Here is a 12,512-nt window from a genome sequence, read left to right on the forward strand (position 1 = left end):
CTTTCTCACGTACGTAACCTGGCGAATGAAGCCGAACGGCCGGGTCTGGTACTCCGGATCGGTGATGGTGCGACGTGCTATGGCCTCCGGGGTACCGGTCCGACCGCTCGTCCGCGCGAAACACCCGCGTGATCCCGGTCGATGCCGCCAGTTCGTCGAACGGGAGCCGAGCTCCTCAGGCCAGCACCTCCGCGACGTCGGCCCGGATCGACGCCGACCGCCCGGCCAGGTCGCCGGGCACCTCCGCGTGGTCGCGGTTGATCCGCACCAGCCGTGCGTGCGGAAGACCGCGCACCAGCGACTCCACCGGCCGGCGGATCACGGTGGGCGTGCTGAACCCGGCCCCGATCTCGACGACGACCAGCTTCCCCGCCGCCGCCAGCCACTCGCGCAGACGGATGCCGTCCGGCTCGTAGTGGTCGGGCACGTACTCGGGTCCCTTGTGCACGTTGAGGAACACCGCACCGCCACATCGCGGGCACGCCGGGACCGCCGAGGTCTCCCCGGTGTCCGGGTCGTACGCCGCCAGTGCCGCCTCCACGACCGGCCGGCTCTCCCAGGTTTCACGGGTGCACGGCGTTTCGCACTGGTAGCGCCCGTAGTCGCCCTGCGGTGACCAGACGTCGGCGAAACCGTTGCGCGCGAACAAACCGTCCACGTTGGAGGTGAGGACGAAGTTGTCCTTCCCGCCGACGACCTCGCGCAGCCGGGTGTAGACCGGGTTCGGTGCCGGGGCGAAGCGGATGTCGTCGACGTGCACCGCCCAGTAGCCCCACAGCAGCCGTGGCGGCAGCGGCAGCCCGATGAGCTGGTAGCGGGCCCGCAGCCCAGTGCGGTGCAGCACGGGGAACAGCTCGGCGAACCGCTCGGTGTCGGAGTAGTCGTACCCGGCCGCCGCCGACAGCCCCGCACCCGCCGCGACCAGCACCCGGTCCGCGTCGTCGAGCCAGCGTTCCCAGGTCATCGCAACGCCTTCCGGTAGGCCGTGTCGTCGTCGCCGCTGAAGGTCGTGAAGACGACGCGGTCGAGTCGCCCGGGGTGGGCGGCGAGCCAGTCGCGGACGACCTCGACGGCGATGTGCGCCGCCGGCTGCTTGGGGAAGCCGAAGATCCCGGTGCTGATCGCGCAGAACGCGAGCGTGCGGATCGTGCCGACCTCGGCGGCCAGGTCGAGGCACGACCGGTACGCGTCGGCCAGGGCCTGTTCGTGCGCGGGCTTGACGGTGCCGCGCACGATCGGCCCGACGGTGTGCAGCACGAACCGCGCCGGCAGGTGGTAACCGCGGGTGATCTTCGCGACGCCCGTGGGTTCCGGTGCGGCCTGCGCGGCCATGATGCGGTGGCAGTCCTCGCGCAGCCGCGGGCCGGCTGCGGCGTGGATCGCGTTGTCGACGCACTGGTGCATCGGCTGGAAGCAGCCCAGCAGGGCGTCGTTCGCGGCGTTGACGATCGCGTCGGCCCTGAGCAACGTGATGTCGCCGCGCCACACGGCGATCGGTGCGGCCAGCCCGCCCACGTCGGACGACGCGCTCTGCTCGCGTTCACCGCCGAGGACCGCGTCGAGCACCGCCTGCAGGTCGGGAGCGACCGGGGCGGGTTCGCGCACGGTCAGCAGCGACCGCAGCAGCAGGCGGCGTTCGGCGGGACCGCGCGGGAGGGTGGGGCGACCCACCCGCGGGTCCTCGCCGAGCAGCCGCAGCGCGAGCCCGGTCAGCCCGTCGAGGTGACGGGCCGGTGCGGGCGGGCGGAGCGGGTGGAACGGTTCGTCGAGCGCGACCGCGTCCCGGTAGTCGCGCAACGGCAGTGCGGTGATCACGGCTCAGAACAGGCCGTTGCCGTGCGGGAGCTCCGCGGGCACCGGGGTGATCACGTCCCAGTGCTCGACGATCCGGCCGTCCGCGACCCGGAACAGGTCCCAGTACGCGACCGGCTCGCCGAACTCGCCCTCGGACTGCAGCAGCACCAGGTCGCCCTCGGCCACGACCCGGTGCACGGTCTTGTAGACGAGGTGGCGGCCCTGCTCGGCCCACCGCGCGGCGGCGGCGCCGAACCCGTCGAGCCCGTCGGCGGCCTCGGGGTTGTGCTGCAGGTAGGTCTCGGTGGAGATGTAGTCGGTGAGCACGGAGTAGTCGGCGTCCTGCAGCACGCGCTGCGCGAACTCGGCGACCAACGCGCGGTTGTGCTCGGTGCCGGTGCCGGCGGGCCCCGCCGGACCGTCCGTCTGGGACCGTCCGCTCACCGTCGGATCGACGACCGGCGTGAGCGCGTCCCAGTGCTCGGCGAGCTTGCCGTCCTCGACCCGGAACAGGTCGAACGCGACCAGCGGCTGCGGCCCGAAGCCGTGGTAGACGCCGTGCAGCGCAACGAGATCGCCGTCGGCGACCACACGGGCCGGTTCGTAGCGGAAGCCGTCCGGCAGGCTCGCGACGAGCCCGCGCAACGCCTCGGGTCCGTCGCCGATGAGCGCGCTGTGCTGGCGGTAGTCCGGTGCGACCCAGCGGTCCACAGCGGACGGATCCCTGTCGCCGAACAGCTCGCCGGTGGCCTTGAGCACGAGTTCCTTAGTGTCCATGCGGAGAACTCTGCCGCTCCGGCAGCCGCCGGACGAGGTAGGATCCGGCTTCACCATGGTCAGAAGTGGACAGCTTGCCGAGTTCGGCTTCAGCAACCCCGACCGGCCGAGGCTGGGGTTGGAGGTGCTGGACCTCGCGCAGCTTCGCGGCAGGCTCAGCGAGAACACCCTGCTCCAGGTGCACAGGACCGACTTCCACCAGCTCTTCGCGATCACCGCCGGGCGGGGTTCGTGCATGGTCGATTTCGTGGACCACCCGTGCGCGCCGGGCACCGTGCTGCACGTCAGCCCCGGGCGGGTGCTGCGGCTGCCCGCCGGGGCGTTGAAGGCGCACGCCGTGCTGTTCACGCCCGCGTTCCCGCCGCCGCTGGACGGCGCCCGGCCGTTGCTCAGCCCGTTCGGCCCGGTGCGGTGGCAGGTGCCGGCCGGTGACCGGGCCGCGCTGGACCGGTCGGCCCGCGACCTGCGTGCCGAGTACCGGCGGGTGGTCGGGTCCGGTGAGCCGGTCGACCTGCTGCGCCAGCTCGCGGGCGTGCTCCTGCTGCGGGTCGCCTGGCTGCCCGCGGACACCGGCGGACCCGGCGACCCGCGGTTCGAGCGGTTCCAGCAGGAGCTGGAGCGGTCGTTCGCCCGCAGCCGCAACGCCGCCGACTACGCGGCGCGGGTCGGCTACTCGCTGCGCGGCCTGAACCGGATCTGCGTCGCGGCGACCGGCCGTTCGGCCAAGGCGCTGATCGACGCGCGGGTGGCGTTGGAGGCCAAGCGCCTGCTGGTGCACACCGACCTGTCGGCGGCGGCGATCGGGCACCGGCTGGGGTTCAGCGAGGCCACGAACTTCGCGAAGTTCTTCACCCGCGAGGCGGGCGTGTCACCCGGCGCGTTCCGCCAGTAGCTGCTCGATCGTCCTGCTCGCGATCCCGGCGAGGAACGGGTTGGTGTCGCGGTAGTACGGCAGCGCGAGCACGGCCAGGTGCAGCGCCCAGCCGCGTGCGCGGGCCCAGGTGGCGTCGTCGAACTCGGCCAGCTCGCGCCGGAACGCCCTGCGGCCGCGGTCGTCGAGGTAGAGCCAGGCCGTCATGAGGTCCGCCGCGGGGTCACCGACACCGGCGGCGCCCCAGTCGATCACGCCGGTCAGCACCCCGCCGGTGAACAGCAGGTTGCCCTCGTGCAGGTCGGCGTGCAGCCAGCGGGCCGGCCGGTCCCAGCGCGGCGCGGCGAGCGCCTCCTCCCACAGGGCGACCAGCCGCGGGTCACCGCCCAGCTCCGCGATGCACCGGCGCACCGGTTCGTCGTCACGCGCGGCGTCCGTTCGTCCGCGGTAGTCGGTCCACGGCCGCCCGGTGGCTTCGACGTCGTGCAGCGCGTGGACCAGTTCGGCCAGGCGGAACGGGGTGTCGCGGGCGACGGCCTCGACCGGTGCGGTGGTGCCGCCGAGCCAGCGCACCACCGACCACTGCGCCGGGTAGCGCTCGGTGGGTTCCCCGAGTGCGAGCGGTTCCGGCACGGCGACCGGGAGGTGCGGTGCGACCACGGGAACGGTGGCGGCCTCCTTGTCCGCGTCGTCCCTGGACCACTCGCGCCGCGGCAGCCGCACGGCCAGCTCGTCGCCGAGCCGGTACATCGCGTTGCCGGTGCCGCCGTCCCCGACCGCGCGGATCGGCAACCCGTGCCAGTGCGGGAACTGCGCGCGGACCAGTTCGTCCACGAGGGACACGTCCGTGGCGATCACGCCGTCGAGCATCGACCAACTCCCCCAGCGACCCGGTGTGCCGATGCAACACCGGGGCCGCCGGGGAGAGCAACCGATTTAGCACCGGAACCAGAGCGCGCCCCCTCTGGAACCGGCGATTCGTGGTGGCCGGGTGAACGGCGAAGCGGTGGCCTCCCGCAGCGGCACCGGGAGGCCACCGGGTCTCATCCCGCGCGGCGGTCGGCCAGCCGCACGACGTCCGCGGCGCGTTCGACCCGCACCCGCCCCGCGGCCACCAGGTAGCCGACGCCGCGCACGGTCTGGACCACCTCACCGGCGGCACCGAGCTTCTGCCGCACGCGGCGCACGTGGACGTCGACCGTGCGGCCACCGCTGTGGTCGTCGTCGACGCCCCACACCGCGGACATCAGCTCGCGGCGGCGGTGCACCCGGTCGGGGTGCTCGCACAGGTGCAGCAGCAGGTCGAACTCCAGCCGGGTCAGCTCGATCGTCCTGCCCTGGAAGACGACCTGCCGGGCGTGCGGCAGGATCCGCACGTCGGGGTCGGGTTCCGCGGTCACCAGGCCCACGTCCTTCAACGCCCCGAGCAGCCGCGCCGCGGCCTGGTCGTCGTCGGTCTCGATGGTCAGCACAAGTCGCACGACAGCCCTCTCACGACGTCTTCGGCAGGCCGGGAGGGTTGACCTCCGAGGTCGGCACCGCCTCGTCGGCCAGTCCCCAGCGCTTCAGCACCTCCGCGTACTTGCCGTTCGCGATCAGCTGGTTGAGCGCCTCCTGCACGGGGACGACCAACCCGTTGCCCTTCAGCGTGGTCACCGCGATCTTGCCCTGCACCGCGGCGCCGCCGGAGAAGGTGCCGATCACCTCGGTCTGCCCGGACACCGCCGCGTGGTAGGCGGCGGTGGGGTTCGGGCCGAGGTAGGCGTCGATGCGGCCGGACTGCAGCGCCAGGTAGTAGTCGGAGGAGTTCTGGAAGTACTTGACGTCGGTGGCCTTCAGGCCGTCCGCCACGTTCCTGGTGCTCCAGTCGACGAGGATCTTCTCCTGGTTCGTGCCGGAGGTCACCGCGATCACCTTGCCCGCGACGTCCTTCGGCTCCCGCACCTTCCAGGTGCCGCCCTTCTTCGCCTCGAACGCGAGCGTGTCGAGCCGGTAGGTGGCGAAGTCGTACTTCTCCTTGCGAGCCTCGGTCACCGTGATGTTCGACAGGCCCACGTCCACGGCACCGCTGTCGATGCCGACGAACAGGTTCTCCCACGACGAGGTCTCCAGCCGCGGTCTGAGCCCCAGCACGTCCGCGACGAGGTGGGCGATGTCGGTCTCCACCCCGATCACCGTCCGGTCGTCGGTGGCGTAGAACCGCAGTGGCGGCGCTGTGCCCGTCGATCCGCCGACCACCAGCTCACCCCGGGAGCGGAACTCCTCCGGCACCTTGGCGGCGATCTTGTCGTCCTTCGCCGCCGTGACCCGGTTCTGGTCGGGACCCAGGCTGACGCTCAGGCCCGACACGGTGGCGGGCTCGCTCTCCGCCGTTCCACAGGCCGCCAGCACCAGCACCAGACCGGCGAGAAGTGACTTGCGCACAACAGACTCCCTTCACAGCACCTTGGACAGGAAAGCGCGGGTGCGCTCGTGGACCGGGTGGTCGAGCACCTGCGCCGGCGGGCCCTCCTCGACGACCACTCCCCCGTCGAGGAAGACGACGCGGTCGGCCACCTCGCGGGCGAAACCGACCTCGTGGGTGACGACGACCATCGTGGTGCCGGAGCGGGCCAGGTCGCGCAGCACGTCGAGGACCTCGCCGACCAGCTCGGGGTCGAGCGCGGAGGTGGGTTCGTCGAACAGCACGACCTTCGGCCGGGTGGCCAGCGCGCGGGCGATCGCGACCCGTTGCTGCTGGCCGCCCGAGAGCTGCCGCGGGTACGCGTCCTCCTTGTCCGCCAGGCCGACCCGCGCGAGCAGGGCGCGTCCCTCCGCGTGGATCTCGTCGCGCGCCCGGCCGTGGGCGAGCGGCGCCTCGACGACGTTCTGCAGCGCGGTCAGGTGCGGGAAGAGGTTGAAGTTCTGGAACACGAACCCGATCTGCGCGCGTTGCCGGAGCACCTCGCGCTCCTTGAGCTCGTACAGCCTGCGCCCGGAGCGCCGGTAGCCGACCAGCGCGCCATCAATGCTGATGAACCCGCGGTCGACCTTCTCCAGGTGGTTGATCGTCCGCAGCAGCGTCGACTTGCCGGAACCCGACGGGCCCAGCACCACCACGACCTCGCCGGCCGCGACCTCCAGCGACACCCCGCGCAGCACCTCGGTGGCGCCGAAGCTCTTGTGCACGCCCAGCACCTCGATCACCGGCGGGCTCCTCGCGCGAAGTACCGCTCGACGTGGTGCTGACCGATCGAGAGCAGCGTGGTCAGGACGATGTACCAGACGGTCGCGACCATCAGCAGGGCCACGACCCGCGCGTTGCGGCCGTAGATCACCTGCACCTGGTAGAACAGCTCGCCGATCGCCATCACCGAGACGACCGAGGTGCCCTTGAACAGGCTGATCACCTCGTTGGCCGCGTTGGGCAGGATGGCGCGCATCGCCTGCGGCAGAACGATCCTGCGCAGCTGCCGGGACCTGGGGATGCCCAGTGCGGCCGCGGCCTCCAGCTGGCCCGGCTCGACCGAGATCACGCCGGAGCGCACGATCTCGGCGGCGTAGGCGGCCTGGTGCAGCGCGAGCCCGAGGACGGCGGCGCCCATCGGGCTGATCAGCTGCACGGTCTCGAAGGAGTACAGCTCCGGGCCGAACGGGATGCCGACCGACAACCGCTGGTAGAGGTAGGAGATGTTGAACCAGAACAACAACTGCACGATCAGCGGGATCGACCGGAACGCCCACACGTACGTCCAGCCGACGCCCTGCAGGAACGGGCTGCGGGACAACCGCAGCAGCGCCACCGCGATGCCCAGCGCGAAGCCGAGCACCGTCCCGAGCACGGTGAGCACGATCGTGGTGCCCACCGCGCGCAGGACGGACTCGGCGGTGAAGTAGCGGGCGAACGTCGGCCAGTCCCAGCCCGGGTTGGTGACCAGGCCGTGCACGAACTGGGCGACGAGGACCAGCACGACCGCGACGCCCACCCACCGCCACGGGTGGCGGGCCGGCACGACCGACAGGGCAGCCAGATCGTCCGATCTGTCCTTTGTGGACGGTGGAGCGAGAGCAGAGGACATGGCGGGTCCTTGTCGGCCGGGCGGGTCAGAACGGGGCGCGTGGCGCGGAACTCACCGTAGGTACCGGCCGATCAGGGGAGCAAGGGCGTCCACGTGGTGAACAACTATCGGACACCGAGGTGATCGCGCAGTGTCGGGCCGGTGTAGTCGGTGCGGAAGACACCGCGCTCCTGCAGCAGCGGCACCACCGTGTCGGCGAACTCGTCGAGCCCGCCGGGGGTCACGTGCGGCACCAGGATGAAGCCGTCCGCCGCGTCCTGCTGCACCAGGTCGTCGATCTGCGCGGCGACGCTCGCCGCCGACCCGGTGAACGTCTGCCGCGCGCTCACGTCGATCACCAGGTCGCGGATCGACAGGTTCTTCGCCGCGGCCTTCTCCCGCCACTCGCGCACGGTGGCGGCGGGGTCCTTGAACATCCGCACGCTGGCCCGGCCGCGCGCGATGGTGTTCTCGCCGACGAGCGGCTCGACCTCGGGCAGCGGCCCGTCCGGGTCGTAGGAGCTCAGGTCGCGGTTCCAGACCTGTTCGAGGAACCGGATCGCGGTCGCGCCGCTGACCTGCTGACGCCGCACCACGGCTGCCTTCTCCTGCGCGTCGGCGTCGGTGTCGCCGAGCACGAACGTGGCCGCGGGCAGGATCTTCAGCTGCTCCGGTGACCGCCCGTACCGCGCGAGCCGCCCCTTGACGTCGCGGTAGAACCGCTGCCCCTCCTCCAGGGTGGCGTAGCGGGAGAAGATGGCGTCCGCGGTGGCGGCGGCGAACTCGCGGCCCTCCTCCGAGTCACCGGCCTGCAGGATCACCGGACGGCCCTGGGGCGAGCGGGGCACGCCGAACGTGCCGCTGATGTCGAAGTGCCGGTCCCGGTGCTCGAACGTGCCGACACCGGTGTCGAAGAGCTTCCAGGCCGTGCGCAGGAACGACTCGGCCCTGCTGTAGCGGTCCTCCTGGGCCAGGAAACCGCCGCGGCGGAAGTTCTCGCCGGTGAACGCGTCCCACGACGTGACGACGTTCCACGCCGCCCGCCCGTTCGACAGGTGGTCGAGCGAGGCGAACTGCCGCGCCACCTCGTAGGGTTCGTTGAACGTCGAGTTGATCGTGCCGGCGAGCCCGAGCCGGTCGGTGACGGCCGCGAGCGCCGCCAGCACGGTGAACGTGTCCGGCCGGCCGACCACGTCCAGGTCGTAGATCTGCCCGCCCTGCTCGCGCAGCCGCAGTCCCTCCGCCAGGAAGAAGAAGTCGAACTTCGCCCGTTCCGCCGTCTGCGCCAGGTGGACGAACGACGAGAACTCGATGTGGCTGCCGGCCTGCGGGTCGCTCCAGACCGTGGTGTTGTTCACGCCGGGAAAGTGCGCGGCGAGGTGGATCTGCTTGGTCATTGCGCGCTCCCTGCGGCGTAGCGGTTCTCCGGACGGGCCAGGCCGAGGTGCCCGCGCAGTGTCGTGTGCTCGTACTCGGTGCGGAACACCCCGCGCTCCCGCAGCCGCGGGACCAGCTCGCGGGTGACCGTGTGCAGGTCGCCGTGCAGCCGGAACCCGGCGAAGCCCTCCTCCTGCCAGTGCAGCAGCTCGTCGGGCGTCACCGTGGCGTCGACGTCCCGGTACACGAGCCGGTCGGACGCGGAGGCGTTGTCGGAGAACACGATGTCCGCGAACCCCGGCTCGGTCGCGGCCACCGGCGGGTGGCCCTGCGGCGGCCGCGGCGTGATCGACGGGCCGCGGACGCTGAACCACCTGCCCTCGAAGTCGATGTGGTGCAGCTTCTCCCGGTCGATGAACCGCCCGGTGGCGACGTCGCGGATCTCCGCGTCGTCCTCCCAGCTGTCCCACAACCGCCGCAGCACCTCTGCGTAGTCGGCGGCCTCCTCCCACAGCTCGTCAGCCGTGCCGACGTCTCGCCGCCCGAAGTGCCCGGCGTGCACCGGATCGGGCGCGACGTCGAGCAACACGCCGCCGCGTCCGCCGCTCACGTGGTCCAGCGTCGCAACCGCCTTCGACACGTGGAACGGCTCGGTGTGCGTGACGACCGCGGTGGGCAGCAGCCCGATCCGGCTGGTCAGCGGTGCGACCCGAGCGGCGATCAGCACCGCGTCGAGCCCCGGTGCGCCACCGAGCGCGTCGTCGAACGTCACGAAGTCCAGCTTGGCGTCCTCCGCCTCGCGCACGAGCCCCGCCCAGTACCGCGCGGTGAGCTCGCCGGTCACGGGCAGTGCGACGGCCAGGTGCAGTGGTGCGACCACCGGTCCCCCTCTCGTCGGGTCCTCGCAGTCTGGCCGCGCGGGAGGGGGCCGCGCTGTGACGGCCACCAGGTGAGAAGGATCGCGTGATCGGGAATATTTCGACGCTTGCGCGCTCCCCGTCCGGTGTCGCGGTCTTGCGCATGTCGACTCGAAAGGGCGTGTGCGCCCTCGCGCTGGGAGCGGGCTTGCGGCTCGCTGGGCGGAAGTCGAGGCGCACAACGACAAAGGTTTCGCGCCGACGTTCGCGGTCGGCACCAACGGCGTGCGGAGCCCGCTCGCCGACCGGGTGCGCGGCGACTACGGCGCCTGGCCGGGCCGGGGGTCCTGGGCGGTGTCCCGGCCGGCGGGAACGGTGGCGAACACCGTCTTGCCCCCGGCGGCCAGCGGCCTGGTGCCCCACTCGCCGGCGAGCCCGTCGATCATCACGATGCCCCGGCCCCGGTCGCCGCCCAGTCGTGAGGACCCGTGCACGGGCGGCAGCGCGGAGTCGTCGTCGACCTCGACGACGACCTCGCCGGACGTCTTGTCGAGGAAGACCCGCAGCCGGCCGGTGCCGGACGTGTGGTCCAGGACGTTGCAGACCAGCTCCGTCACGACCAGCAGGACGTCGAAGCGGTGCCGTTCGCCGAGGTCGGCCAAGACCTCGGCGACGCTCTCCCGCAGCTCCGGGGTGGCGGTCTCGGGCGTGACGGGCAGGTCCAGGACGAGCAACAGCGGATCTTCGTCGGCGGGCGCCACGGAAGCCTCCAGATGACCACGCTCGGAACCACCGGAGGACTCCGTCGCGCTACCTGCGACCAGCGGCAAAGCCAGACGACCCCACCCTAGCCCCCGTACGGTCGTCCGGCCGATCGCACGCGGTTGCGCGGAAGTCCGCGGCGCGTGGGGTAGGGTCGGGATCGTTGGGGTTCCAGTTGCCGGCATCCAGCCGCCGCGGACCCCTCCTGCCCGGTCCGGCGCTGTACCTCCGGCCGGAGATTGGAGCACCGGCTTGTCGCCGGATCGCCCGCACGACCTGCTCGCACCGCTCCTCCCGGGTACCTCGTCGGTCGGGCAGGTGCGCTCATGACCCGACCCGACAGCACCAAGGGAGCAGCCGTCTGCTTCGCCGAGGCCCGCGTCGCCGCGGAACACGCGGAGGCCGCTCAGCAGCGCCAGGCCGCGCGCCGGGTGGCGGAGCACTCCCGTGACGTGGACGACTGCCGCGACCTGCTGCTGATGCTGGGCCTGGCGGCCGCCGCCGGCTCCCGTTCCGCTCGCCAGGACCGCGTCCAGGCGTTCCCGGGCGTCTCCTCGGAGGCGTCCGCGCTGACCAGCCCGTGAAATTCGAGGTCTGGTCCGGCCTGAAGGAACCGCAGGCCGTGACCGTCCACGTTCTCCAGGGCTGACCACAGGGCGGTGCACCTCCCGGGGTGCACCGCCTTCGTGCTCACTCCACTTCGGACTCCGGTGCGGCGGCAGCAATCCGATCACCGGACGGCTTCGAAGAACGGTCGTGAAACCGGGACGACCACGTGCGATCAACCCGCACCTGCTGACCGGTGCTCACGCACTCGGCGCGCTGCCCGACGCCGAGCGGGCCTCGTTCGAGGCGCACCTGGACCGGTGCCCGGCCTGCACGGACGAGGTGACCGGCCTGCGGGGCACTGCCGCACGACTCGGCCTCGCCGCAAGCCAGACCGTCCCCGTCGCCCTGCGGCCACGGGTGCTGGACGCGGTCGGCCAGGTCCGGCAGGTGCCGCCGTTCTCCGAGGTCAGGTCCGAGCTCTCCCGGCGCCAAGGCCTGCGGCGGGCCGCGGCGATCATCTCGGTCGCGTGCGCGGCCGCCGCCGTCGTGGGCGGTGTGCACGGTGCGCTGACCCCGGAGACCACCACCGCCGTCGCCGTGTCGCCGCACTCCGCGACGGGCGACCTGCTGGCGGCACCGGACCTGCGGCTCGTCACCGCACCGGCGTGCACCGCGGCGATCTCGCAGAGCCGTGACGCGATGCTGTTCATGGCCGATGACCTGCGCACCCTGCCCCGCGATCGGGCGTACCAGCTGTGGCTGGTCGACCGCCACGGGCCCCGATCGGCGGGCGTGCTGCGCGCACCGGCTCGGTCGGCGTCGATGCTCGTCACCGGGATCGCGGGAGCCCGCGAGGCCCTGCTCACCGTCGAGCCGGCCGGCGGGTCACCGAGCCCGACCAGCGCCGCCGTTCTCACCGTCAACCTGGCCTGACCCGCCAATCCGGTGCGCACGGCGCACCGAATCCCGGGGCGTGACCGATCGCGTCCTCGCCGTCTTCGACGACCTCGACGCCTGCGTCATCACGAGGTCGGTGCGGCTGCTGAACCACGGCGCCGTGATCGTGGTGCACCTGCGCGAACCGGCGAACCGGCGAACCGGCCGCTGTTCCGGCTCTCCGACGCGACGACGGTCCACATCGGACCGTTCGACGAGCGGACATGGGGGAACTCCGGGAACCGCCTGTGACAGCGCGGTTCCCGGAGTCGCGGTACTGCTGCTCTGGAGATGTCAGGCAGGCAGCAGGACCGTGTCGATGAGGTACACGGTCGCGTTCGCGGTCTTCACGCCGCCGCAGATCACGTTGGCGTCGTTGGCCTTGATCGCGTTACCGGAACCGGACACCTTCACCACGCCACCCTCGACCGTCTTCTGGTCGCCGGCGATCTTGTCCGGCGCGATCTGGCCGGGCACCACGTGGTAGGTCAGGATCTTGGTCAGCAGGGCGTCGTCGGTCTTGAGCTTCTCGATCGTCGCGGCGTCGATCTT

General features: G+C 71.9%; 15 protein-coding genes. 3 read left to right on the forward strand and 12 right to left on the reverse strand.

Annotated features, from left to right (window positions below):
• Positions 1-175: 175 nt before the first annotated feature.
• Genes AB0A63_RS03670 through AB0A63_RS03680 form a run of 3 tightly spaced genes read right to left on the reverse strand, consistent with a single transcriptional unit; the run spans position 176 to position 2,571 of the window.
• Positions 176-964, reverse strand: a complete 789-nt coding sequence (locus AB0A63_RS03670; RefSeq protein ID WP_360384910.1) for a hypothetical protein — start codon at positions 962-964, stop codon at positions 176-178.
• On the reverse strand, positions 961-1,815 hold the full coding sequence (locus tag AB0A63_RS03675; RefSeq protein ID WP_360384912.1) for a protein-ADP-ribose hydrolase: 855 nt from the start codon (positions 1,813-1,815) through the stop codon (positions 961-963). Before AB0A63_RS03675 ends, AB0A63_RS03670 begins: the two co-directional genes overlap by 4 nt.
• 3 nt (positions 1,816-1,818) lie before the next feature.
• The gene (locus tag AB0A63_RS03680; RefSeq protein ID WP_360384914.1) at positions 1,819-2,571 is read right to left on the reverse strand and encodes a nuclear transport factor 2 family protein; all 753 of its coding nucleotides are present in this window, start codon (positions 2,569-2,571) and stop codon (positions 1,819-1,821) included.
• 55 nt (positions 2,572-2,626) lie between these two features.
• Here AB0A63_RS03680 and AB0A63_RS03685 point away from each other — a divergent pair, with 55 nt between their 5' ends.
• Entirely contained in the window at positions 2,627-3,463 is an 837-nt protein-coding gene (locus AB0A63_RS03685) for a helix-turn-helix domain-containing protein (RefSeq protein ID WP_360384916.1), read from the forward strand.
• Here the strand turns inward: AB0A63_RS03685 and AB0A63_RS03690 are convergent.
• The 8 genes from AB0A63_RS03690 to AB0A63_RS03725 all read right to left on the reverse strand — a co-directional run bounded on the left by AB0A63_RS03690 (position 3,440) and on the right by AB0A63_RS03725 (position 10,474).
• Positions 3,440-4,312, reverse strand: a complete 873-nt coding sequence (locus tag AB0A63_RS03690; RefSeq protein WP_360384918.1) for an aminoglycoside phosphotransferase family protein — start codon at positions 4,310-4,312, stop codon at positions 3,440-3,442. The genes AB0A63_RS03685 and AB0A63_RS03690 overlap by 24 nt on opposite strands.
• 173 nt (positions 4,313-4,485) lie before the next feature.
• Entirely contained in the window at positions 4,486-4,923 is a 438-nt protein-coding gene (locus tag AB0A63_RS03695; RefSeq protein ID WP_360384920.1) for a winged helix-turn-helix domain-containing protein, read from the reverse strand.
• A gap of 10 nt (positions 4,924-4,933) precedes the next feature.
• A complete protein-coding gene (locus AB0A63_RS03700; protein WP_360384922.1) occupies positions 4,934-5,866 on the reverse strand; it encodes an ABC transporter substrate-binding protein in 933 nt (310 codons plus the stop codon).
• Positions 5,867-5,878: 12 nt separating this feature from the next.
• Positions 5,879-6,628: an amino acid ABC transporter ATP-binding protein gene (locus tag AB0A63_RS03705; RefSeq protein ID WP_360384924.1), complete on the reverse strand. Its 750-nt coding sequence runs from the start codon at positions 6,626-6,628 to the stop codon at positions 5,879-5,881.
• Positions 6,625-7,500, reverse strand: a complete 876-nt coding sequence (locus AB0A63_RS03710) for an amino acid ABC transporter permease (protein WP_360384926.1) — start codon at positions 7,498-7,500, stop codon at positions 6,625-6,627. The genes AB0A63_RS03705 and AB0A63_RS03710 overlap by 4 nt, the downstream gene beginning before the upstream one ends.
• 104 nt (positions 7,501-7,604) lie before the next feature.
• On the reverse strand, positions 7,605-8,876 hold the full coding sequence (locus AB0A63_RS03715) for an LLM class flavin-dependent oxidoreductase (RefSeq protein WP_360384928.1): 1,272 nt from the start codon (positions 8,874-8,876) through the stop codon (positions 7,605-7,607).
• Entirely contained in the window at positions 8,873-9,736 is an 864-nt protein-coding gene (locus AB0A63_RS03720; RefSeq protein WP_360384930.1) for an LLM class flavin-dependent oxidoreductase, read from the reverse strand. Before AB0A63_RS03720 ends, AB0A63_RS03715 begins: the two co-directional genes overlap by 4 nt.
• A 297-nt stretch (positions 9,737-10,033) precedes the next feature.
• Positions 10,034-10,474, reverse strand: coding sequence for an ATP-binding protein (locus AB0A63_RS03725; RefSeq protein WP_360384932.1), 441 nt, complete (start codon positions 10,472-10,474; stop codon positions 10,034-10,036).
• 327 nt (positions 10,475-10,801) lie between these two features.
• Here AB0A63_RS03725 and AB0A63_RS03730 point away from each other — a divergent pair, with 327 nt between their 5' ends.
• A complete protein-coding gene (locus AB0A63_RS03730) occupies positions 10,802-11,059 on the forward strand; it encodes a hypothetical protein (RefSeq protein WP_360384934.1) in 258 nt (85 codons plus the stop codon).
• A 172-nt stretch (positions 11,060-11,231) separates the two neighbouring features.
• A complete protein-coding gene (locus AB0A63_RS03735) occupies positions 11,232-11,957 on the forward strand; it encodes an anti-sigma factor (RefSeq protein ID WP_360384936.1) in 726 nt (241 codons plus the stop codon).
• A 297-nt stretch (positions 11,958-12,254) separates the two neighbouring features.
• Here the strand turns inward: AB0A63_RS03735 and AB0A63_RS03740 are convergent.
• Positions 12,255-12,512 (reverse strand): fasciclin domain-containing protein (locus tag AB0A63_RS03740; RefSeq protein WP_360384938.1); only part of this gene is annotated, 258 nt, incomplete at its 5' end.

The sequence above is a fragment of the Lentzea sp. NPDC042327 genome, assembly GCF_040647275.1.
GTDB lineage: Bacteria > Actinomycetota > Actinomycetes > Mycobacteriales > Pseudonocardiaceae > Lentzea.

What these genes read in the sequence shown, in the direction of transcription:
- AB0A63_RS03730 (WP_360384934.1), top strand. Translation starts at nt 10,802, where the DNA reads ATGACCCGACCCGACAGCACCAAGGGAGCAGCCGTCTGCTTCGCCGAG.
- AB0A63_RS03715 (WP_360384928.1), bottom strand. Translation starts at nt 8,876, where the DNA reads ATGACCAAGCAGATCCACCTCGCCGCGCACTTTCCCGGCGTGAACAAC.
- AB0A63_RS03710 (WP_360384926.1), bottom strand. Translation starts at nt 7,500, where the DNA reads ATGTCCTCTGCTCTCGCTCCACCGTCCACAAAGGACAGATCGGACGAT.
- AB0A63_RS03685 (WP_360384916.1), top strand. Translation starts at nt 2,627, where the DNA reads ATGGTCAGAAGTGGACAGCTTGCCGAGTTCGGCTTCAGCAACCCCGAC.
- AB0A63_RS03690 (WP_360384918.1), bottom strand. Translation starts at nt 4,312, where the DNA reads ATGCTCGACGGCGTGATCGCCACGGACGTGTCCCTCGTGGACGAACTG.
- AB0A63_RS03680 (WP_360384914.1), bottom strand. Translation starts at nt 2,571, where the DNA reads ATGGACACTAAGGAACTCGTGCTCAAGGCCACCGGCGAGCTGTTCGGC.
- AB0A63_RS03670 (WP_360384910.1), bottom strand. Translation starts at nt 964, where the DNA reads ATGACCTGGGAACGCTGGCTCGACGACGCGGACCGGGTGCTGGTCGCG.